This window comes from uncultured Pedobacter sp., from assembly GCF_913776295.1.
Lineage (GTDB): Bacteria > Bacteroidota > Bacteroidia > Sphingobacteriales > Sphingobacteriaceae > Pedobacter.
This window is the reverse complement of the sequence record NZ_CAJYOJ010000035.1, coordinates 1-21,509: the sequence shown is the minus strand read 5'-3', so window position 1 is coordinate 21,509 and position 21,509 is coordinate 1. Positions and strand designations below refer to the sequence as shown.

At 38.6% G+C, this 21,509-nt stretch carries 21 protein-coding genes; 11 read left to right on the top strand and 10 right to left on the bottom strand.

Going from position 1 to position 21,509, the window contains the following annotated elements:
• Positions 1 to 863: 863 nt before the first annotated feature.
• Together QZ738_RS06285 and QZ738_RS06280 are read right to left on the bottom strand one after the other, a co-directional pair.
• Entirely contained in the window at positions 864 to 1,523 is a 660-nt protein-coding gene (locus QZ738_RS06285) for a GDSL-type esterase/lipase family protein (protein ID WP_293785748.1), read from the bottom strand.
• A gap of 336 nt (positions 1,524 to 1,859) precedes the next feature.
• Positions 1,860 to 3,929 (bottom strand): FUSC family membrane protein, encoded by a 2,070-nt coding sequence (locus tag QZ738_RS06280; RefSeq protein WP_293785746.1) that lies wholly within the window; start codon positions 3,927 to 3,929, stop codon positions 1,860 to 1,862.
• A 288-nt stretch (positions 3,930 to 4,217) separates the two neighbouring features.
• Between QZ738_RS06280 and QZ738_RS06275 the strand changes: the two genes are divergently transcribed.
• The 4 genes from QZ738_RS06275 to QZ738_RS06260 all read left to right on the top strand — a co-directional run bounded on the left by QZ738_RS06275 (position 4,218) and on the right by QZ738_RS06260 (position 6,880).
• Positions 4,218 to 4,715 (top strand): hypothetical protein, encoded by a 498-nt coding sequence (locus QZ738_RS06275; protein WP_293785744.1) that lies wholly within the window; start codon positions 4,218 to 4,220, stop codon positions 4,713 to 4,715.
• 335 nt (positions 4,716 to 5,050) lie between these two features.
• Positions 5,051 to 5,710: a hypothetical protein gene (locus tag QZ738_RS06270; RefSeq protein WP_293785742.1), complete on the top strand. Its 660-nt coding sequence runs from the start codon at positions 5,051 to 5,053 to the stop codon at positions 5,708 to 5,710.
• A 1-nt stretch (position 5,711) separates the two neighbouring features.
• Entirely contained in the window at positions 5,712 to 6,392 is a 681-nt protein-coding gene (locus QZ738_RS06265) for a hypothetical protein (protein WP_293785740.1), read from the top strand.
• Entirely contained in the window at positions 6,371 to 6,880 is a 510-nt protein-coding gene (locus QZ738_RS06260) for a hypothetical protein (RefSeq protein ID WP_293785738.1), read from the top strand. The genes QZ738_RS06265 and QZ738_RS06260 overlap by 22 nt, the downstream gene beginning before the upstream one ends.
• 297 nt (positions 6,881 to 7,177) lie before the next feature.
• Here the strand turns inward: QZ738_RS06260 and QZ738_RS06255 are convergent, their stop codons facing one another.
• Complete coding sequence (locus tag QZ738_RS06255; protein ID WP_293785736.1) at positions 7,178 to 7,624, bottom strand: hypothetical protein; 447 nt, start codon at positions 7,622 to 7,624, stop codon at positions 7,178 to 7,180.
• A 665-nt stretch (positions 7,625 to 8,289) separates the two neighbouring features.
• Here QZ738_RS06255 and QZ738_RS06250 point away from each other — a divergent pair.
• From QZ738_RS06250 to QZ738_RS06235, 4 genes are all read left to right on the top strand, one after another.
• Positions 8,290 to 8,481 carry a hypothetical protein gene (locus tag QZ738_RS06250; RefSeq protein WP_293785734.1) on the top strand — a complete coding sequence of 64 codons (192 nt, stop codon included), beginning with the start codon at positions 8,290 to 8,292 and terminating at the stop codon, positions 8,479 to 8,481.
• A 228-nt stretch (positions 8,482 to 8,709) separates the two neighbouring features.
• Positions 8,710 to 9,231: a DUF2199 domain-containing protein gene (locus QZ738_RS06245; protein ID WP_293785732.1), complete on the top strand. Its 522-nt coding sequence runs from the start codon at positions 8,710 to 8,712 to the stop codon at positions 9,229 to 9,231.
• A gap of 70 nt (positions 9,232 to 9,301) precedes the next feature.
• Entirely contained in the window at positions 9,302 to 9,955 is a 654-nt protein-coding gene (locus tag QZ738_RS06240; protein WP_293785730.1) for a hypothetical protein, read from the top strand.
• An 87-nt stretch (positions 9,956 to 10,042) separates the two neighbouring features.
• Positions 10,043 to 10,327: a hypothetical protein gene (locus QZ738_RS06235; protein ID WP_293785728.1), complete on the top strand. Its 285-nt coding sequence runs from the start codon at positions 10,043 to 10,045 to the stop codon at positions 10,325 to 10,327.
• Positions 10,328 to 10,537: 210 nt separating this feature from the next.
• Here the strand turns inward: QZ738_RS06235 and QZ738_RS06230 are convergent, their stop codons facing one another.
• The 4 genes from QZ738_RS06230 to QZ738_RS06215 all read right to left on the bottom strand — a co-directional run bounded on the left by QZ738_RS06230 (position 10,538) and on the right by QZ738_RS06215 (position 15,691).
• Positions 10,538 to 10,900, bottom strand: coding sequence for a hypothetical protein (locus QZ738_RS06230; RefSeq protein WP_293785726.1), 363 nt, complete (start codon positions 10,898 to 10,900; stop codon positions 10,538 to 10,540).
• 124 nt (positions 10,901 to 11,024) lie between these two features.
• Positions 11,025 to 13,472, bottom strand: coding sequence for an outer membrane beta-barrel family protein (locus QZ738_RS06225; RefSeq protein WP_293785724.1), 2,448 nt, complete (start codon positions 13,470 to 13,472; stop codon positions 11,025 to 11,027).
• 131 nt (positions 13,473 to 13,603) lie between these two features.
• Positions 13,604 to 15,340 carry a PspC domain-containing protein gene (locus QZ738_RS06220; protein ID WP_293785722.1) on the bottom strand — a complete coding sequence of 579 codons (1,737 nt, stop codon included), beginning with the start codon at positions 15,338 to 15,340 and terminating at the stop codon, positions 13,604 to 13,606.
• Between the two features lie 15 nt (positions 15,341 to 15,355).
• Positions 15,356 to 15,691 carry a PadR family transcriptional regulator gene (locus QZ738_RS06215; protein WP_183767890.1) on the bottom strand — a complete coding sequence of 112 codons (336 nt, stop codon included), beginning with the start codon at positions 15,689 to 15,691 and terminating at the stop codon, positions 15,356 to 15,358.
• A 566-nt stretch (positions 15,692 to 16,257) separates the two neighbouring features.
• Between QZ738_RS06215 and QZ738_RS06210 the strand changes: the two genes are divergently transcribed.
• Complete coding sequence (locus tag QZ738_RS06210; protein ID WP_293785719.1) at positions 16,258 to 17,715, top strand: amino acid permease; 1,458 nt, start codon at positions 16,258 to 16,260, stop codon at positions 17,713 to 17,715.
• Between the two features lie 205 nt (positions 17,716 to 17,920).
• On the top strand, positions 17,921 to 18,085 hold the full coding sequence (locus QZ738_RS06205) for a hypothetical protein (RefSeq protein ID WP_293785717.1): 165 nt from the start codon (positions 17,921 to 17,923) through the stop codon (positions 18,083 to 18,085).
• A gap of 14 nt (positions 18,086 to 18,099) precedes the next feature.
• On the opposite strand, the gene QZ738_RS06200 is transcribed toward QZ738_RS06205, so the two are convergent.
• From QZ738_RS06200 to QZ738_RS06190, 3 genes are all read right to left on the bottom strand, one after another.
• Positions 18,100 to 18,996, bottom strand: a complete 897-nt coding sequence (locus QZ738_RS06200; RefSeq protein WP_293785715.1) for an NAD(P)/FAD-dependent oxidoreductase — start codon at positions 18,994 to 18,996, stop codon at positions 18,100 to 18,102.
• Between the two features lie 68 nt (positions 18,997 to 19,064).
• On the bottom strand, positions 19,065 to 19,697 hold the full coding sequence (locus tag QZ738_RS06195) for a class I SAM-dependent methyltransferase (RefSeq protein ID WP_293785713.1): 633 nt from the start codon (positions 19,695 to 19,697) through the stop codon (positions 19,065 to 19,067).
• Between the two features lie 137 nt (positions 19,698 to 19,834).
• Positions 19,835 to 20,746, bottom strand: a complete 912-nt coding sequence (locus tag QZ738_RS06190) for a UbiA family prenyltransferase (protein ID WP_293785711.1) — start codon at positions 20,744 to 20,746, stop codon at positions 19,835 to 19,837.
• A 122-nt stretch (positions 20,747 to 20,868) separates the two neighbouring features.
• Here QZ738_RS06190 and QZ738_RS06185 point away from each other — a divergent pair, with 122 nt between their 5' ends.
• The gene (locus QZ738_RS06185; RefSeq protein WP_293785709.1) at positions 20,869 to 21,285 is read left to right on the top strand and encodes a VOC family protein; all 417 of its coding nucleotides are present in this window, start codon (positions 20,869 to 20,871) and stop codon (positions 21,283 to 21,285) included.
• Positions 21,286 to 21,509 lie beyond the last annotated feature (224 nt).

Genomic DNA, 21,509 nt, shown 5'->3' with positions numbered 1-21,509 from the left:
CTAATTTCCTTTTAGCTGTGCAAAAGGCGAAAAAACTAATACTTAAGTATTATAAGGCGTTGAGAAAAAAAGGTTACTTTTTTCAAAGCCATGTGCAAAAAAAGTTTTTTAACCATATAAGAAATTTAAGAGCATGTAAGCTTATATGTTCTTATATGTCTTACATGGTAAAATTGATAGGGATCTTTTGGCGGTTGGTTCAGGCTTGCGTGCGTTTCAAAAGCGTGCATCAATAGCTTAACGATTGTATGTTTTAATGCGCACCATTTGTAAAGACATCTTTGAACATCTAATCTTTTTGCTTTGGTCTTTCAGCTTTAGTCTTCCTATTATTTTGAAGCGCACTACCTGTGGTTAATGGCATAGGTTCGGTCCCGCTTTCCCTGCAAGTCCTCGCTACGCTCCGGGCTTTCCGTTCAATCGGGGCTAGCTAACTTCTTATCTGCAAGAAATAAATATGGCTTTGGAATTCCTAATGAGGCTTGCGCGCGTTTCTAACGCGTGCATCAATAGCTTAACGATTGCATCGTTTTAGGCGAAACAATATTTTTATCACCCCAAAACATTGTTGAATAGCTGAGCTTTGGTCTTTCAGCTTTAGTCTTTATATCAACAGGCTTGCGCGCGTTTCCAACGCGTGCATATAACATAACGATTGCATTGTATACTACTCCAATACACTTTGTTACCTATTACAAATGAATTTTAATCTCAATATCCTTACCGTAGATTTCTCCCCGCCTGTACGGGCGGGCCTATCCGCATAGGCGGGCACATCGTTGTATTTCGATCGAAATGACGGATTTTTGTTTGGTATTCAACTTTAGTCTTCTGACCGCTGACACCGGACTTCCGACTAAAATCTACTTCAACAAATGCGGTTCAACCGCTTTCCTCCAGATCGCATAACCTTTGGCATTCATGTGCAGCATATCTTCTACAAAAAGTTCGGGCCTTAATTTTCCATCTTTGGTTAACATTAAAGGATACACATTAACAAAGGTTGTATTGGCCTCTCCGGCAAGGAACTTTTTAATCAATGCGTTAGATGCTACTGCTTTCTCCTTAAATTTATCCCTGCTTGGGCTCGGTTTAATAGAGATATACACAATTGGCACAGTTGGCAGTTTGGCCCTGATGACCTGGTATAACTTGATGGTGCGGTTTAAAACTGTATCGGGTGTTACCGTTTCATTTGGCAGGTCGTTTTCGCCCACATATAGTACAATCTGTTTTGGCTGATATGGAAAAACAATATCATTTAAATAATAGGTGATATCGTTAACAACGGCACCGCCAATCCCCCTGTTTAAGGCGTTGTATTTGGCAAAAATTTGCATGCAATCATCCCATTTGCGGATAGATGAACTCCCCACAAACAGCACAGGGTTTACAGGCGGTTTATACATTTTGTCGTACTTCTTTATCACCTGTACATCCTCCCAGAAGTTGGGTTTCTTTTGGGCAAAAGCGGTTATGGCTAAAAAAGCAATCAAAAAGAAGCTTAGAAATAATTTTTTCATACGAATAAAGATTAAGGCTCACAATATAGCGATATACTATTTTGCAAGACCATTTCAATCAAATTTATTACGCCCTGTTATTCAAAACCTAACAGATTCCAAAGAAAAAAATCGTCATTGCGAGAAGGCTTTTTCAGCCGACGAAGCAATCCTACAACGATCGCTACCTCGCGTCCGCATTAAGATTGCTTCGTGCCTCGCAATGACGGAGCTTTCTATAGAAATCTGTCATCCTGAACGTAGTCGAAGGATCTTTTGTGTGTAAATACATTTTGAAAATTAACAACCGATACGGTCTTCGACTCCGCTCAGACTGACAAGCCATCAAACTCAGCCTTAAAAACCAGCACTCAACCTTTTAAATTCAAACGATAAAGCGGCGATGTGCGCCAGTTTCTGCCCGGTAGAATGATCATCATGATTAACGTCCATGCCGTCAATCCCTGACAATGCATTAAGTGTCACTTCATGACTTAGATTACTTAAAATTTGTTTAACCAGTAAGTGATCGGCCTGACCTTCGGTATGATTAACAGAAAGATATATGGAAGTGATAATCGCATTGATCTGATAAATAATAGCCTGTACATCATAAAGCCCGTTAAAATCGATGTGTTTCCGCATGGGTTCCTGACTGGCCGAATCAATGGCTTCGCTTAAGGCCGATAAACTTAAATTGGCGTTTTTCCGCGCCATGCGCGATTGATTTTCATCCCTATCGGTGCGATTTTGAATGGCCACCTGCAGGTAATTCAAACTGGCTTTAGCGGCATCCATCATTTTAGCCTTTAGCTGCTGGCTGTCCCAAACGGGAAACAAATAGGTGGCAAAAATCGCAATTACGCAGCCCAGTACGGTGAAAATAATCCGATCGTGCACAATATGATCGAAATGCCCCTGGTAACTGCCGAGTGTTAAAATTACCGCAGGGGTAATAAACAGCACACTAATGGTATAATTTAAGCGGTTAAAGGCATAAAAACCCAATAAGAAAACAACCGAGAAAGACAACAGTACCGCCGGGCTTTTAATCAGGTAAACCAGTACCAAACCAATAACCACCCCTCCCATACTGCCCTTTAAACGCTGTAAATTCCGTTTCCAGGTGATGGAGAATTTGGGCCGCGCGACGATCACCAGCGTAAGAAAAAGCCAGTAACTGTATTTGCTGGGTTCCAGCTGCGCAATGAGCAAAAAACCAAACAGGAAACAGATGGCCAGCCGCAGCGAAAACCTGAAGATAGGCGATTTTAAAGTCAGGTGTTCCTTAATGGAAAAACGGTCGCCGGTAATAAACAGCGGGTAAGCGATGGTACCGCTTAACTCTTGCTGCTCCTTTTCCGGCACGCGCTCGTTGCCCCTGATCATTTCGATAATCCGCACAATGTCGTTCATGTTAGAAAGCACCTTGAGTACAATTTTACGTTGCGTTTCGTTTAAACGCTCCATCTCTTGCAATAACAACACACGTTGCTGTTGGTATTCGATGTTGGTGGCTACCTCGCCTTTATAAGCCTTTGCCGAACGCACGTGCCTGCCCAACTGCTCCAGCTCTTTGGCCAGTAATTTAATCAGGCTGGCAATTAGTTTCAGACTCGAACCAGTAGCCAAAGTTTTGCGTACCAGCGAATAATCATAATGCACCGCATTCAACTGCTCATATAAATCAATCAGTAACCTGGCCCGCTCCAACAACAGCCGGCCTTTGGGATTATCGGGGTCCATGGCGTACTTATCGGTGAGCAACAAATTGCGGATCAGCTCATGTTTCTGGTTCACCTTAATGTGCAGCTTTATCGCCTCTTTCTGCTGCAGATCGAGCGGCACATCCACATCATAATTTCTGGCTTTGGCATTTAAAAATACCGCGCTGCTCATCAGGCATTCGAAAATGGCATGGTGCAGCGAGCGGTAAGGCCGCAGTAAAGTTTGGATTAAACTGATCATATAATACCAAACCCCGCCCACCAGCATATAACTGCTAAAATAAAGTGGATTTGCAGGATGAAGCCCCATCACAAAAGCACACACAATCAGCGCCATGGTACCAATGAGCGAGAGTTTCTGCCCGTATACGGCCAGCATCGAAAAGCTAAAGGCAGCAATGACCACCACAACTGCGGTAAGGTAAACGTCATCTAAAACGGATGAAACCACCAGCGTAGTCGCGAAAAAGACCATGATACTCCACAGGGCAGTTTTCAGTTTATTCAGCCGGTTATCGGGTAAATCGGTCAGACTGATCAGCAAAGTCCCAACCCCTATTCCTTTTGCTGCCTCAGGGTTACCCAGGTAAAAGAATAAAATAATGGGCAATACCACGGTAATGGTGGTGCGCAGGGCATCAGAAAAGTACTCACCTAAAAAGAAATACGAAATGGTAGAGCCGATGCTGTTTTTGCCCATGAATGTGTTAATGAATGCGGATAATTGATAAAAGCCGCAAAGATAATAGATTTACAATGCATGCATAGTAAATGACTGTAAAAACCAGATACTGTTTTGTTCTTTGGACTTTAGAAGAGTAATTGTGTGTTCATAACTTAATCTTATGTGTTACTCCGTAGTGACGCTGCGCTGAACACAACGGAGAGGAGGGTGTGGAGGGAAAGGGAAAATGCGGCGTACGGTTTCCCGTATTGTCGCATTCTTTTTGGTATTTACATTAGTGGACTTAATAATAACTAATTTAATATGAAACACTTCAACCTCTTATTCTTTGCTGCATTTCTGATGCTGTCAAGCTGTACAACAAATTACTGCCTCACTGTTTCTGATGCAGAAACTCCAATATCCAGTGCGTTAGATGGAATAGATCAATCATCGTCGATAGCGCCGGGCAAAGCTTTTGTTTACGTAAGCGGTACAAAAAATGCATTTATAAAATATGGATTCATCACTGGCTATAGCGCGAAACTTAGAACCTGGAAGAAATTAAAGAAGCTATCTAAAGAACAAGTTGACAATCTTACATTTACGAATGAGTATGGTTACGTGTATGATGGAATACCTGTTATACAATATCGATATGGTAAACTAATCAAAAATAATCCATCAAGCGTATCTTCATCATCCATTTCCACGGGTAGATCAAGTAACTCATCAGGAGGAACCGTCCATGTAAAAGGTTATACGCGGAAAAACGGAACTTATGTAAGTCCACATACAAGGTCAGCTCCAAGGAGGCATTAATATTAATAACTTCAATTTAGCCTTAGCGTCTCAGGTAGGTGCTAAGGACTTAATGTGCTTTAAAATAATCTCTAAGGTAAAAATCTATCTATCCAAATTCTGGAAAGCACAAGTCAACCTACTCTAATATCCAATCTACTAAGAATGGTGTTAAATAAGGGATAATCTAGAATGTTTCCAAATTAACGATATTTAAGTATTTTTGTATTATATTAGTGTTGTACAATAACCAATTACTAAAAAAGTATTATAATTGAACATTATTTAAATTTTTTAATACGATTTGTTGATCATCAACAAACGCAATAATTGAAGATTTAAATCTTTACCCAAAAATGGCAAGATACCACATTCCTGCGAGGTTTCGATCGGGCTTCAATAGCCTTATTGAACTCGATAACGCATCTCTCGAATTACTAACTAATAGGCTTTCAAACTTTCCTATTGGAGGGGGCCATTATAGCTTAGTAGACTTCCTTCATGATTTACCTATTGCAAACATCGATGAGATTGCTTCAACGATTTATAGTTTCGGAAATATATTAATCGATAGGTCGAAGAATATTGAAGATATAGCAAATGGACTTGTTAAGTCTTATTTAGCTGATGAAGATAATAATGCAAATCCTGATAAAGAAAATCACTACATTACTATATTAGTGAGCATTTTCATCAGTGCTGTTAACGTCAAAATCTCTTACAAGGCAATGACACTTGCTACTGATGTGCCTAATATATTCAGAGAATCTAACATCATTTGTGATATCAGAATGGTTTTTGCAGATGACATAAGTGATGCACGTAGGAATGCAATAATATCACAACAAATAAAACTTGTTTATTCGGAAAACGGAGAAGAAAAAGTTCTATACGTTAATGCAGATAGACAAGATTTGGAAAGCCTACGCGATCAAATTGATAGAGCCATTAGCAAAGAAAAAATATTAAAAAACGACTATTCTGAAGTATTTAATATTATAGAAATAGGAGATTAATATGTCGAATCAAATTTTAAGATTAACAAAAAAAGATGAAAGTACAGATTGTGCTATACATCCTTTTGCGCCCAAATATGATCTAAACGAAAATTACGATGACCATCAGAAATTCGGAAGACCTATTGCAGAAAGCACCCAAATAAAATTCATTTCCCCATCTGAAGTCGATTATTTCAAAATTAGAAGTGGTGATAAAATTGAATTATTTGATAGGACAAAGGCCTTTCCGAGGAAATCAAGTAAAGGGAAAAATTATTCAGATTTTTGGACTACTCTATCTTTTGGATACAAACCACTAGAAGCATTCAATATAGTTATCGAGGAAGCTAAATATATGCTCGATCTCGAAGAAGGTTGGGATGGAGACATTGCAAGTCCTATAGACCCAATATTGTTTAATAGAGCTTGCAAATGTATATCTGACTACATTGAAGCTGTTTATAATGATAAATTTTTTGTAATACAGTCGCCATCTATTGATCCAGTAGGTGATGGCTCGATTGATTTTACTTGGAGACTAAATAATGCCAGAATGCTTATCAACTTCAAGTATGTTCAAAATAGAATATTAGGACACTACTATGGAGATTTACAAAATAACGAGATTCCAATAAAGGGGAATGTCCCCACTGATAAAGTTTATGAACATTTAATGAAATGGATGCAGAATCTGAAGTAACAACTCTCATATTAAACGGCGATTTTACAAATAACTGCAATCTTTATAGAAACTACCATAAGCAATTTATTAGAGATGGCATGGTTAATGCCGGAGCATTTGCCTTCGAAGGGGGAATGTCTGTAGATTGGGATAAATATACCTCACCTGATGAATGTATTATTCGCGTCGGATTAACTTACAAAACAGGTAAAACCGATTTTAAAAATCATTCCGATTTTGAGTTACTAAGTTTAAATGTAAAAGATATAAAGATGATTGAAGGAGTGTCCTCAATTAATTTTACACCTATTCCAAAAAACCAAGAAGAAATTGGAAAACCATATAATGTCAGTCATTCTGACGTATGGTTTGTAGATCCAGAATTAAGATTAAAATTTACTTATATAGCCAATAAGATAGAAGTAAATAGGGAATATATCGATAAAAAAGTCGATGAAATAAAACGAAGAAATGAAGCGATTGCATCTGCTAAAAAAATAGATTGAATTAGCAAACTATGGATATTAGTGGGTATTATCCTCTGCAAGCGCACTCATATGCCTATGAAATCTCAATTGCTAAACATAAAAATTCAGACACCTTGGATACCACGAGTTGCATTACAAAGCCTCCTCGAATTTCATCCTTTAATAAGCTAATTTTCATAAGATATCGCATTCTAAGAGATTGCTTCACGCCACCTTAATCCCCATACCCTTCGGTTCGCAATGACGATTGGCCGACAAATAACTTATAAACAAACATACATGTACTGGGCTGTCTCTCAACAGCCCAGTAGTATTTTAATCCCTATACCCATCTCTAAAACTATAATGCGTTTGTGCATTACAGATTACATAATCAATAATTTCGATGTTTAGCTTTGAGCAGGTAGTAAAACAGGTGCTTACAAAAAGCTCATCGAGGGGGTTAACCTTAATGCTTTTCACATCGCAATAGTTTACCACCAGTACACCATAAGCATTACAGGCAACAGCCAAGCCCGCCAGTTGCTGTATGCAGTTAATTGGTTTGGCCTGTTGCTTGAGTTTGTGCCAGCAAAAAACCTCGTGGTTTTGGTTTACAAACAGCACATACCAATCGCATTCTTTACCAGATGATGGTTTGCCGCGGAGCTGTTTTAAAAATTGAATTGAATTTTGGACCAGGTTTACATTAAAAGGCCTTTTGAGTCTGCGATAACTAAACTCCAGTTTAGCTAAAGTAATTTGATTTTTTGTTAGGTGCATTTTAAAAAAATTAAATACATGCCCAACTGTGTTCGCGATATAAATATAGCAAAAATTTGTAATTAAGCTGCTAAAAACAAACTAAAAGAAGAATTAAATTTGTATACAGATATATTAACTACCGGATAGACCCTGAAATAAATTCAGGGTGACGATCACCTTCAATATCTGCTAACAAGATTGCTTCACGCCATCACAACTGCCCTGCCCTTCCGTTCGCAAGGACGAAGCAGGCAAGTTAATTATTAATAACCAAACTAAGACTTGCGCGAGCATAGTCTCAAAGCATCGTCATTTCGACCGCAGTGGAGAACCCGAAGGCTCTGCGCAGCAAAATCTTTTACCATAGTTCAAAGATCTCTCCATTCCGCTGCGCTACAGTCGAGATGACGATCAACTCTTCGTACTCTTGGCGATAAAACGTAATACCATTAAGATTCCCGCATGCGCGAGATCCGATAACTATCGGATGACGAACAACTGGAGCTTAATATAAGATCAACCTAACTTTGCGATCTTTGCGCCCCCTTCTTCGCGCTCTTTGCGGTTAAAAAAGCTGCCTAAACCTTCCGACCTCGGTCATCCGACACCGGACTAATTCAACAATTTCCAAAACAATTCTAATGGAAAAGGATTATTATATAAATACACCAATAACATCAGATATGAAAACGAAAATAATAATCTTAATGGCTGCATTTGGTTTAGCGTTGTCAGCATGTAGTGGTAAAAAAGCCGATCAGGAAAATGCCGACAGCATGTATAAATACACCGATACCAATAAGGTGGTGGATAGTACCAGCACCGATTCAGTAGCCGATTCGACTACCAATGCGCCAGCTGATGCTAAACACTAAAAAATAATAAACAACAACTAGCGCTCATGCAGAAATGTATGGGCGTTTTTTGTGACTTAAGAAACAAGTCTGATGAAGTTGGGTTCGAGAGCCAAAGCGTTCATTTCTAGATCAATTCTCCTATAAATCGACCTCATCAAACTCTAAAATCATTTCATAATCTATATCTACTGCTTTGTACTGTTACGCATAATGCATATCTTTCAGTCAATTTAAATTAATGTGTTAATGAGTCAGCGCTCCACTTATATATGCCATACCTGTGGTGAAATACATAATGATTGGCCCGCATTGGCTTTCAATTCTCCTATGCATTATAATGAACTAAATGATCAGGATAAAGAAGCTATTGCAACTTTAAGCTCAGATTTTTGCACGATAGCGCATGGCGAAGATATTGACAGATTTATCCGCTGCACCTTATACCAACCTGTTAACGATCATTGTGAAGACCTGCAATACGGTTTGTGGGTATCGTTAAGTGAAAAGAATTTCGAAGCTTACAAGCAAAATTTTAACAACGAAAACTACGAAGTAAGTTATTTCGGTTGGCTATGCAACAACATACCAGGTTACCAGGACACATTGAGTATTCCTACAACAGTTTACACCCAGCGAGGCAATAATCGTCCATTAGTTATTCCACATGAGGATTTTGAGCATCAATTTGTTCAGGATTATTATGGAGGAATTACAAAACAGGAAGCTGAGAGAAGAATTAGCGAAATGATTGGTTTAATAAATGACTAAAGAAAACAAGGTATGCCTAACGCTTATCACCGTTGGAATGATACCATAACTCAATCAACCTTAACGCTCCATGAATCCATTTTCTATTACCTTAACAGCGCTTTGGACCTATCCTATTTTAAGCTTAATCTTTTTTGCATTAACTAAAAGGAAACCAAAAACAAGGAAATGGGCGATCAGCATTTCAATTGCATTAACTGTTTCAACTACTCTTGCTTTACTTTTTAAAGTTTCAACTATATCGGTACCTCTAAACTGGTTATTAGTTTCGGGTTTCTACCTAAGCCTATCGCTTATATTGTGGTGGTCGCAATTTCAGCCGAATAAATTCTTAAAAATTATCGGCACCTTTTTAATGATAAGTACTTTTGGAATAGGTTATCTTTCGGGTACACTTGGTATTTTGGGAGTAGGATTTATTGTCGCAGATTTCGAATCCGATGCAGAAAAAAAATTGAGCAATGGTATTATTTATAGGGAACATTCCATCGGCAATGTCATTTCCGATTACAGGGGCAAACGTGTAGAAATTTATAAAACTGTTGCATGGTTACCTGTTTTCGAATACCAAATAATCCAAAAGGAATATTACAACGTAATTACCTATCCAGAGATAAAAGTTAGCTACGAACCTAATAAACATATCATTCATCTATCTGCCAGCATAATTTCGATGAATGAAGGCGGTAGAGAAAAATGGGTTGATAGCATTGTTGTTAAATAATTGTATAATCTAACGCAACTGCTAATACAGATATAAGATTTAGTGAATTGCGAATGAAAATATTAACCTGTAATGATCATAAATGAAATGTCAAACAATTTACATATAAAAAAATTTGTAGCAGCCCATAACATCCATCATATTTTCATTCAATCTTTTAAATCACTATTGGATCAAAATACTTGTGAAGTTTTAGATATAACAGATAAAAATATATCAGTTGATACCGAAAACATTGAGGCTGAAGTAGGTGATTTAAATACCATAACTTTTAAAAGTACAGTCCATCAAAACAATAATAAAATTGGTTATTACAAATTGGTCTTTACAACTGCTGGCGAATTGATGGATGATTTTTTTGTAATTCAATAATGGGTAAATGTAATAGGTATTTTTTTTTGCAATGCTTCATAAAAGATTGCTTTAAGGTTAAGTCCGAAAGTCGGGAGACCAAAGTCAGAAGATAATGTGCGAAAAAATAATCGTGCAACTCTGTGTTGAAAAGTGGAAGGTCCGAAAGATAACCCCAAGGCTTTGCATTCTTTGCGCCTTATCTCTGCGTCCTTTGCGGTTAAAACACGACTACTTCGTTAACTTCTTTTTAATCCCTTCAGTAAGTTTTTTCAATTTCATATAACCTGCGGCTGTACTGTTCCTTTTATCAAAGTTGATCTCGAGCCAGCCCTTTTTGGCTTTAAGATTAAATTTATCACTACCATTTAAGTTTACAAACAGATCAATATTCTGATCTAATGGAAGTTCATTGTTCAATGCACTATCAAGATATTTCTCCAGCTTATCCGTTTTACTGTCGGCATAATTTGCCTCAAATTTAAAGTCAGACTGGTTGTCTATCGTACTTACTGATAAATAACCTCCACTACTATGGCACCCAAAACTTAAAGCGGTAAATAAAATTGCGATACTGTAAAAGATATTTTTCATTGTTATTGGTTAACTGAGGCTTTACCGCCCAAACTTCTGACCTCTGACTTTCCGGACTCCGGACTAAAAACTCAAGACCCTAGACTTCAGACTCACGACTCCGAACGCCCAACTCCAAACTCCCTTACCCTCCCGCTCTGTTCTTAATATCATCTGTAGCGGTATTTCTTGATCGGGCCGATTTTACATTCTGGTTTCCAAAGTTATAACTGATGCTAAAATTTGCTCTTCTGCTGGTATAATGGTTTACCACATTCATGTTAACATTCTGATAAACCAATTTTCCTTCCCAATGGTTAGTGAGTAAAATATCATCCATGCTTAAGCGCAGTTTAAGCTTTTTATCCATTAAAGATTTCTGGATCCCGGCATTTAAAGCACCCTGATAAATGGTTGTTTGCTCTACCCCGTTTACCCGCGGAGAATTTAACCAGGCACTCACTTCAATACTAAAGTTCTGTGGAAGCGTAAAGGTATCAGAAGTAAAAAGGTTCACAGCCGCTTTACCTGCGCTATAAGCAGCACCTTCTATATTGCCATCGTTAAATTTGTTATAATATACACTGATATTATTCTGCATATTCCACCATTTGGTTACTTTAACCGGAATATATAAATCGGCCGAATAATACCGCGAGCGCCCCAGGTTTTCGCGGATCACACTGATAATCCTTGTGGCATCGTCTTGTTTACTGATCTGCGTAATCATATCGCGCGTATCAGAATAGTTTAACGAGAAAGAAAGCTCTTTAAAACTATAACTGATCTGATAATTAGCCGTAAATTGAGGTTTAAGATAAGGATTTCCCTGATCAACCGCCAGTGGATCCATATAAAATACAAAGGGATTCAACTGCTGGTAATTCGGACGATCAACCCTTCTGCCATATGAATAACGAATATTGTGGTTTTCACTGATCTTTTGATTTACAAATACTGTTGGAAACAAGGAAAAATAATTGCGGTTTACCTGTTTTTGGTCGGTAACCGAAGTACCATTAGAGTGCGTGTGTTCGCCCCTTAAACCGATCTGAACCTGAAATACCTTCCATTCTTTGGAGAAACTTCCGTAAATGGCATTGATGTTTTCTTTGTACACAAAATTGTTCGATTTGCCCAGGTCATTCTGCCATATTCCTCCGATCAACTGTTCGGAGATAAAGTTGTTATGGGTAACTACATAGCTACTTTTCAGGCCTGTTTCCAGTTTCATCGTTTTCGAAATCGGCAAGGTAAAATCTGTTTTTGCTGCATAAATGTTTATTTCTGCATCCGTATTGTTCCTCAAGGTGGTTTGGTTGGTGGGGTTGCCGCTACCATTTAAATAATTGGCAAGGAAGTTTTCATCTTTTTTATTGCTGAAACGCGAGTAATCCATATCGAAAGTAAGACTCTTTCCTTTTTTATCGAAGTCGTGTTTGATGTTAAAATTAGCCGTTAAATTGGCCACCGGCGAATGCGAATTGGCATCCTGTAAAATATAATTCAGACTCGAAGTGCCATTTTGCATTGCATTGATATTTGTATTGCTCAAGTTGCTGAGTTTAGTCGTTACCGTATTGGCATCCAACATGACCCCAAAAACCGTTTTTTCCGAAGCATAATAATCTGTACCCAGTTTCCCCTGGAAGCCAACCCCCTTGTTTCTCCTGTCGAAATTTTGTGTTAATGAACTGGCCAAACCATCCGATAAAGTGGTACGGGTTAGAAACGTATTGTTAAACTGGGCTTTGCGTACCATTGCGCCATTTCCAAAAATATTCCATTTGCCCTGGCGGTGATTTAAATTTAAATTTACACCTGCGCGAAATAGATCACCCGGCGAATCAGGCATAATTCCTTGACCGGTGTTTAGTGCCAGCGTACCATTTGTACCAAAAGCTTTATTCCTTTTAAGCTTAATGTTGATGATCCCGGCATTTCCCGCGGCATCATATTTGGCAGATGGGTTGGTAATCAGCTCAATGGTAGCAATCTGATCGCTGCTCATATTACTCAATAGCGTGGTAATATCGGCACCGGAAAGGAAATTGGATTTGCCATCGATCATCACTGTCACTCCGTTTTTATTGTTCAGCTTAATCTGATCATTCTGCCGGTCGATCTGCACACCAGGTGCTTTTTCCAAAACCTCTAAAGCAGTGCTACCTGTTGCTGTAATGCTATTTTCGACATTTAGTACCGTTTTATCAATCTGGTGTTCAATAAATGGTTTCTTGCCCTGAACGCTTACTTCTTTTAACTGTTTGGTTAGACTTTCTATACCAATAGCAGGTAATTTTAAATCCTCGTTGATTGAAAAGCGATCCGTTTTTTTGCTTTTAAAACCTACCATAGATATGGAGAGAACATAATCGCCGCTTTTTAACTCGTCGACGCTAAACTCACCGTCTATATTAGTTGATACACTTTTGGCAATAGTGGTATCCGGATAATTCAGCACCCGAACCACCGCAAACGACACCGGGACCGTTTTTTCATCTACAATTTTTCCGGAAAGTTTATTTAATTTTTGGGCAAAAGAAGCCCCACACACCACCAGGCATGCCATTAGCGTTAATAATGTTTTCATGGTTTTTTCTTTTTAAATTTTACGTCATCTCGACTGAAGTGAAACGGAACGCCTGCCCGTACAGGCGGGGAGAGATCTGTTTAAATAGATTTCTCGGCTGCGCTGCACTCCGCTCGAAATGACGAATATTATTATGGCGCTATCCCCAACTCTCCTTTAACCTCCCTGATCCTGTTTGAAACGGAATCCTGATAAATCACATCATCAGTTTTATTCTTTTGTAACAATTCTAAATCGTATAATTCCCCTTTTAGCTTTTGCCTTTTTAATGCTTCTTCTTTTAATTTCGCAACGCATTTCAGCCCATCATCCGTCATCACCCAAACACTGTAATCATTTTGGTCATTTTCGCTGTCGTTACACTCCCAGGCCCAGTAGTTATTCACGTAGCGATAAATATCCTGCTTTAAAATTAGTTTGGTTCCCACGGGGATTTCAAGAGTTAACCGTACTTCCTGGTTTCTCCAAATGCTTCCCTTTCTCAATTGGAACCTCGGACTAAAAACCAGCTCCGAATCTTTCATTATATAATTGTAGCTGATGTTCTGTGCATTTTGCAAGGCGCTTTGAAAGGTTTTGCCCTGCGATTCATATTTTTGTGTTAAACGGGTAATACCGTTTTCGCTTTTGTTGATATCGATACGGATCCGGCTTGGCGAAACAAATGGTCCGTCTTCCATGTCATCAACCACAATCTGATGGCGGTTGTTGGCATCAATGTGGTAAGCTAAGCTGTCTTCTTTAGTGAAATATTTGCTTTTATCGATGTTCAAAGTATAAGTAGGAAAAGATTTCAGGTCGGTTGTTTGTGTTAACTCCGCATGCTGTTTAAATTCAGATAAAATCTTTGCGACATGGTAGCCTGTAACTGCCACACCTCCCAACCAGATAATCAACAAGGCAAAAGAAAGTGTTTTATTAGTTATCTGTTTGTTAAAGGCAATTCTGATCGAGAATAACACCAAAGCCAAAACCGGTACAAAACATACGACAAATGCACCTAACAAAATCATCCCTCTATTACTTTCATTAACAATGGAGAATGGGAAATATTCGTAAATGCTTGCATCCCAAAACCCTTGGAATACTGCTGTACCAATAATTAATGCCAGTAAAAACAGTACGCCAGCTACGACGATCAGACCAGCGATTACTTTAAAAATTACCTTTCCGGTACCTGATATAAAACGGCCAAACCATTCGAAAAACTCGCCGATAAAAATCCCGAAACGTGCGAATAAAGGTTGTGCATGTTTATTTACTTCAGTTAAACGTTCTTTAACAGCCTGTAGTTCTTCATCCAGGTTCTTTTGAAATCCCTGAAGGTTGGCAGGTTCGCCCTTCATTTCCATTTTTTCTACACGCGATTTGGCTTTTGGCATAATGATCCACAGTATGGCATAAACCAATAAGCCGAATCCCCCGGCTAAGCTGATCAGTACTGTTGCTAACCTGATCCATTTCGGATCTGCGTTTACAAAATGTGCAATACCCGCGCAAACACCCGCTACCACCCGGTCGTCCATATCGCGGTAGAGTTTTTTCTCTGTATATTGATATTGATAGTGGTTATCGATTATAGGTTCTTCCCCACCTTCTGCTGTATTGTCAAAATCCTGAACCCTGCCCATTTGTGCAATTACCGAATTTACATTGGCTGAATCTACTACCTGTTTTTTCTGTTCTTCCAGTTGTTCAGTCAACAGTTCGGCAATCCGGTTTTCAATATCCGTTACAATTTCGAGGTCGTCGGCATGGTTGGCAAAATATTGTTTTACTTCGTTCAAGTATGCTTTTAAGAGCTCGTAAGCACTTTCTTCAATGTGAATAATCGTGTTTCCTATATTGATGATGATGGTCTTTTCCATTTCTGTTTTTACTAATTATGAATTGGCTCCTTTTTGTGAAACACCTACAGCATAAGCCAGCTCCTGCCAGGTTTGATCTAATTGTGATAAAATGCCCCGACCATCTTCGGTTAAGGTATAATATTTACGCGGTGGGCCTGAGGTAGATTCTACCCAGTTGTAGCTTAACAAACCGTTGTTTTTAAGCCTGGTTAATAATGGATATAAGGTGCCCTCAACCACCAACAGCTTTGCCGATCTTAATTCGGCAATAATATCCGAAGCATATATTTCGCCCCGTGAGATGATGGATAAAACACAGTATTCCAGAATCCCTTTCCGCATTTGCGTTTGCGTATTTTCTGCTATCATATAACAAAGATATATGTTTTGTACACTACCATGCAATACATAGTACTAAAATAATTCAGAATTAAATCATAAATAACTGATTATTAGATAAATAATTTTAGTTAAAATTTTGTGTTTTGGAAAAAAATTAGTAGAATATAAGAATTTTCGATTTTTTTTTGAAAAGCAAGGTCTGGTAATATATTGGTTTCTGCAGTCCTGCTATCACCTATAGTCCCGATTTAGATACCGGTTTAAATATAAAATATTTGATAAAATCGGGAGCTATCTGGTTCTATCAGGTTTAGTTGGAGAGGGCTGATATTATTATTTTGGGTTTTGGAACAGCCCCTTGTAGATAAACCCGACAGAGCGGGTAGCCCACAGTGAAGCAAAGCGTAACGAGGACTACAAGCGATGGCGGGACTACAGTACCTATGAAAAACAGCACGTACATTTTCAAAAACTGCTTTATGTTCTCTAAAGTTAGCCGGTGCATATCTGATTTTAGGTTTACAGGAATTAAACATATAAATACTATAGATTTAATATATTTTAATAATTTTGCAGCTTCTTAACTTATTTTCATGAAAAAATCTATTGCCAGCATTGTTGCCGAGGCGAATGAAAGCGGCGAAGGAACGCTTAAAAGAACCTTAGGCCCAATAAACCTGATTTTAATTGGTGTAGGCTTAACGCTTGGTGCAGGTTTATTTTCCATCACAGGCCTAGCAGCAGCCAATCATTCCGGTCCAGCGGTAACCTTATCATTTGTAATTGCGGCTTTAGGCTGTGGTTTTGCAGCATTATGTTATGCTGAATTTGCCTCTATGATTCCCGTGGCAGGCAGCGCCTATACCTATTCTTATGCCACCATGGGCGAGCTTTTCGCCTGGATTATCGGCTGGGATCTGGTACTGGAATACTCTGTAGGTTGCGCTACAGTAGCCATTAGCTGGTCGCAATATTTAACCAGGTTTTTAGCCAGCCTGCATATTTATCTTCCTCCACAGCTAACCCTTTCCCCTTTTGAAACCGCTAAACTTGCTGACGGTTCTACCGTTCATGGCATCATCAACATCCCCGCGGCATTGGTTGTGGTATTGATGACGGCCATACTGATTCGCGGCACAAAAGGCTCTGCAATTGTAAATGGGATTATTGTTTTTCTTAAAGTGGGCGTAGTGTTGGTTTTTATCGCTTTGGGCTGGCAATATATCGATCCCACAAATTATCATCCTTACATTCCAGAAAATACCGGAACCTTTGGTCAGTTTGGATGGAGCGGCGTTTTACGCGGTGCAGGTTTGGTATTTTTTGTATTCATCGGTTTCGATGCCGTTGCGGCCTCCGCACAGGAAACCAAAAATCCGGCGCGCGATTTACCCATCGGTATCATTGGCTCGCTGTTGGTTTGTACGGTTTTGTTTGGATTATTCGGACATGTAATGACCGGGCTGGCTAATTATAAAGAATTTGCCAATAGTGGTGCACCGGTAGCCATAGCCATCGAAAAAACACCGTATGCCTGGTTAAGCCAGGCCATTATTCTGGCCATTCTGATCGGTTATACGTCCGTAATCCTGATCGATTTAATGGCACAATCCCGGATGTTTTATTCCATCAGCAAAGACGGATTGTTACCAAAAATGTTTTCTGATGTGCATGCAAAATTTAAAACACCCTATAAATCTAATATTATCCTTTGTCTATTTATCGGCCTCTTTGCTGCATTTGTACCGATGAACGTGGTAGGTGAAATGACCAGTATCGGCACCTTACTGGCGTTTTTAATGGTTTGTGTAGGCATCCTGATCTTAAGAAAAACAAATCCTGAAGCCAAACGCCCATTTAAGGTTCCTTTGGTGCCATTAATCCCAATTTTGGGCATTTTAACCTGCATCGCCATGATGGTATTTTTACCTTGGGAGACCTGGTTAAGACTTGCCATTTGGTTGATTATCGGCTTAGCCATTTACTTTGGTTATGGCAAACAGCACAGTAAATTGAATCATGCAGAAAAACCGGACAAAGACCTGCAATAAAAACATTTACTATACACATGGATCAATCGGGATGTAGGCAATATCCAACAGCCCGATTGACCTCATTAATGATGAGCTGTATTTACAACCATATAAATATCAATTCATTAAGAAAAATTATTAGTTTTCCACATTTTAACATTTCTTTTAGATATTGGCTTGGGATTTGTCCTAATAAAATCGAACCTATTAAAAACATCATCCCATGATTATTAAATTAGACACATCGATTTTCAGGCTTTCGAGGCATAAAGCTGAAACCATCAAAAAAGTTGCCACACCACTTACCAGAGATCAATGGATTACTGCGGATAGAATTGTGATGGCAGTGATGTTTATTGTCACAATTATTGGTGCCATACTATTTTAATTTCCGATGATTGATCAAAAATCTTCAGAAATCAATTCTTTATTAATCATTACTGCAGCCATTGTTCCGGCAGCTGTAACGATAGACAACGACCTCAACAGGGTAGTACAATCTCCTGCGGCATAAACGCCTTCGGCAGTGGTTTGCTGCTGCTCATTTACCTTTATAGTTTTCAAATCTGTTAATTCAAATCCAAGTTGTGCGCTAAAGTTTACGTGCTGTTCAACATCGGGCTTTACATATATTGCCTTCAAGTTTAATCTCTCTGCGTTTTTGAAAACAACATTTTCAAGCTGACCGTTGTGGTGTTCCAGTTCCATCACTTCCTCTTCCAAAATCGTAATCGATTTAGACTTCAGTTTTTCAGTCTGTTCTGTATTTAATTGTGATTTGCCATTAGTTAAAATGGTTAAATCTTTATTCCAAAGATGAAGGTTTTTAGCCATTTCGAAAGCATGCTCACCATTCATTAACAGACCTATTTTTTCATTCTTAACCTCATAGCCGTGGCAGTAAGGGCAGTGTATTGCCGAAATGGCCCAGCACGCTGCCAATCCTTTAATATCAGGCAACACATCTTTTAAACCTGTGGCCAGTAAGATTTTCCTGGCCGTAAAACTTCCCGCACTTTCTACTTCAATACTAAACCCTCCAACTATGCGCACAGCTGAAATGGCTTCTCCTTCCAAAAACCTGACAGTCGGATACTTCAACACTTCTTCTTTTGCCCGTTTGGCAAGATCAGCAGGCCGATCGCCATCGTGTGTTAAAAAATTATGGGAATGCGGCGTCTGTCGGTTGCACGGCTTACCAGCATCTATCACGAGAACATTCCGGGTGGAACGCCCTAAAGTTAATGCGGCAGACAAACCCGAATAGCTGCCGCCAATTATAATTACATCAAAATCCATACGCTTATCTTTTAAAACAAAGATCAGCATTCAAATACCAAATGCAACATTGATGCATTATATTAATGTCATTTTATTTTTTTATGAATAACTGCTTTTATAAAATCACGATAGTAAAAGCGCTGTTCCAAAATTTGATAACCCCTGTTCAAAAAATAAGGATCCATGTCTATGAGTTGATTGGCTTCTACAATTCCAAGTAATTTAAAAAAGCTATACATCGATTTAAGCAGCAACCATTTCCACCAGTTCCCAACGCCTTTATCAAGCGAAAAATCGACTATTAACCATTGTCCGCCACCTCTCAAATACGAATTTAATTGTTCAAATACTTTCGCAGCCCGTTGTTCAGCAAAATTATCGAAAAGGAATGGAGTTAAAACGACATCAAACAATACATCGGTGTTAAAATTCTCAATACCCAGATTCACAAATTCCACCTGATTGTTTTTATAATCCCGCTTTTGAGAAAGCGCCAGCATTTTAGCTGAAATCTCCACGTAAACAATCTTTAAGCCGCCTGGATGTATTTTGGCAATTTCTTCTAAAATCCATCCTGTTCCGCCACCTGCAATTAAAACTTCGCTATTTTTTGGAATATGATGAAGTTGATCGACCTGAGCATTAACCTGCGATTTAAAAAACACCAAACGGCTTAAGGTATCGTAATGGTTGGCTATTTTATCGTAGTTGTTGTTCATTTGGTTAATCGCTTAATCGTTGAAATTGGTTAATTGAGTCTGACATTAGCTTCATAGAGTTATTTGTTTAAAGGCACAAATTGCCTAACTGAATATAACCATCAATTAACCAGTTAAACAATTTCATCAGTTAACCCCTACCTTACAAACTGCATTCCTATTATTCCGCATATGGCCTTAAATAAAATCAGTCCATCAATTACCATCAGATAATACAGGATATTTTTCCTTCTATGCATGGAATAAGCAATATAAATCGTCAATATGAAGGGGAGAACATTGAATAAAACCTGTGGTATTCCAAAACCTTTGTAACCGGCGAATACGCCCAAAGAGATTAAACCAATAATTAAAAGCGGAATCAATATATTAAAAATGGTCCTTCGTAAACCATAACGTACCACAAATGTCCGCAGGTGTTTATTTGCATCGGTAGGATAATCCTTAATATCGAAAATGATGGCGTTTACAGTGCAAAACATCCAATTTTTAACAAACAACCAGGTCCACAATACCGAATCGTGATAACCTATTCCCGTTTCAATTTTAAGCATAATTAAGGGCAGTACATTGGCACAACAGGCCCATACAAAGCCAATAACGAAAGCTTTAAGCCAACCGGTATTTCGGAGATTGAACTTAATAAAAGATTTCGGGAGTAAACCATAATACAAGCCGCCTGCAATAACAATAATAATTATGGCTAACCAATAAGTCAGCGGGAGGGCCAGAATATGCTGAAAGTTCTGATCGAGCAAGTTAATGGCCAGCAGCATGCAAATAATAAAAAGTACAGCCTGACTCCAGTTAATAAAAGTTTTATGTTTGAAATACCACTGGGTACGCGGATTGGTAGTGGAGGGCGCTGTAGAGACCTTATTGTAAGCGTAAGTATAATAAATGGTGGGTGCAAGAAACAGCAACAGGTAATAATTGAGAGAATTAAATGGGAGCCTTAACTGAAGGGTAGCCTCAAGCGTAAGGGCTACTGCCAGGATTCCTACAAAGTAGTTTCCAAAGAAAATAAACCTGATTATTTTACCGAACATTAAAATTTGATTTTCGTTAGCAATTTCGGATATATTATTGAATATGGTAAACAATAAAAACGATTTTCTGCTACCTTAGGGCTACAAAAAATATTTTCCAAAAAACCTCAACCGACAAAAATATGGAAGACACCGAAAACCAGACTACAACACGCGACACCTCACCAAAGGTGACAGGAATTGGCGGCATTTTCTTTTTATCGGACAATCCTAAGGAAATAAAAGATTGGTATGCCAAGAACCTGGGCGTTGAAATCAATGCATGGGGTGCTGTGAGTTTTGATTCCCGGAATATCAATAACCCTGATGAAGTCGATTCGCTTCAATGGAGTCCGTTTAAAAAAGGTGATGAATATTTTTCTCCTTCAAAAAAAGAATTTATGATTAATTACCGCGTTCAAAATCTTGAAGCGCTATTGGAAAAACTTAAAGAAAATGGTGTAACGATACTCGATGAAATTGCCACTTATGACTATGGAAAATTTATCCATATTATGGATGCAGAAGGTAATAAGATTGAACTATGGGAGCCTAAATAATTACCTATTATATTTGCCATCCTGAGGGATAATTTATTGTATAAAAATCAATATAAATGACGTAACTAATTACTTATGCCATACAGCCCAGTCTTGCCTCGGCTTACCGCCGCCGAAGGGCTCTTACTTTTTGGCATCAAAAAGTAACAAAACCGAGGCATTGCCGAGCTCATTAATACAGATAAAAAACAATAGACAAACATTAATAAAATGCCGGCTGAAAA

Bases quoted from the DNA above. Each gene is read 5' to 3' on its own strand.
- QZ738_RS06220 (WP_293785722.1), bottom strand. From the start codon at position 15,340: ATGGAAAAGACCATCATCATCAATATAGGAAACACGATTATTCACATT.
- QZ738_RS06235 (WP_293785728.1), top strand. From the start codon at position 10,043: ATGTCAAACAATTTACATATAAAAAAATTTGTAGCAGCCCATAACATC.
- QZ738_RS06280 (WP_293785746.1), bottom strand. From the start codon at position 3,929: ATGGGCAAAAACAGCATCGGCTCTACCATTTCGTATTTCTTTTTAGGT.
- QZ738_RS06245 (WP_293785732.1), top strand. From the start codon at position 8,710: ATGAGTCAGCGCTCCACTTATATATGCCATACCTGTGGTGAAATACAT.
- QZ738_RS06265 (WP_293785740.1), top strand. From the start codon at position 5,712: ATGTCGAATCAAATTTTAAGATTAACAAAAAAAGATGAAAGTACAGAT.
- QZ738_RS06190 (WP_293785711.1), bottom strand. From the start codon at position 20,746: ATGTTCGGTAAAATAATCAGGTTTATTTTCTTTGGAAACTACTTTGTA.
- QZ738_RS06210 (WP_293785719.1), top strand. From the start codon at position 16,258: ATGAAAAAATCTATTGCCAGCATTGTTGCCGAGGCGAATGAAAGCGGC.
- QZ738_RS06185 (WP_293785709.1), top strand. From the start codon at position 20,869: ATGGAAGACACCGAAAACCAGACTACAACACGCGACACCTCACCAAAG.
- QZ738_RS06195 (WP_293785713.1), bottom strand. From the start codon at position 19,697: ATGAACAACAACTACGATAAAATAGCCAACCATTACGATACCTTAAGC.
- QZ738_RS06260 (WP_293785738.1), top strand. From the start codon at position 6,371: ATGGATGCAGAATCTGAAGTAACAACTCTCATATTAAACGGCGATTTT.
- QZ738_RS06205 (WP_293785717.1), top strand. From the start codon at position 17,921: ATGATTATTAAATTAGACACATCGATTTTCAGGCTTTCGAGGCATAAA.
- QZ738_RS06200 (WP_293785715.1), bottom strand. From the start codon at position 18,996: ATGGATTTTGATGTAATTATAATTGGCGGCAGCTATTCGGGTTTGTCT.
- QZ738_RS06275 (WP_293785744.1), top strand. From the start codon at position 4,218: ATGAAACACTTCAACCTCTTATTCTTTGCTGCATTTCTGATGCTGTCA.
- QZ738_RS06285 (WP_293785748.1), bottom strand. From the start codon at position 1,523: ATGAAAAAATTATTTCTAAGCTTCTTTTTGATTGCTTTTTTAGCCATA.
- QZ738_RS06225 (WP_293785724.1), bottom strand. From the start codon at position 13,472: ATGAAAACATTATTAACGCTAATGGCATGCCTGGTGGTGTGTGGGGCT.
- QZ738_RS06255 (WP_293785736.1), bottom strand. From the start codon at position 7,624: ATGCACCTAACAAAAAATCAAATTACTTTAGCTAAACTGGAGTTTAGT.
- QZ738_RS06215 (WP_183767890.1), bottom strand. From the start codon at position 15,691: ATGATAGCAGAAAATACGCAAACGCAAATGCGGAAAGGGATTCTGGAA.
- QZ738_RS06270 (WP_293785742.1), top strand. From the start codon at position 5,051: ATGGCAAGATACCACATTCCTGCGAGGTTTCGATCGGGCTTCAATAGC.
- QZ738_RS06250 (WP_293785734.1), top strand. From the start codon at position 8,290: ATGAAAACGAAAATAATAATCTTAATGGCTGCATTTGGTTTAGCGTTG.
- QZ738_RS06230 (WP_293785726.1), bottom strand. From the start codon at position 10,900: ATGAAAAATATCTTTTACAGTATCGCAATTTTATTTACCGCTTTAAGT.
- QZ738_RS06240 (WP_293785730.1), top strand. From the start codon at position 9,302: ATGAATCCATTTTCTATTACCTTAACAGCGCTTTGGACCTATCCTATT.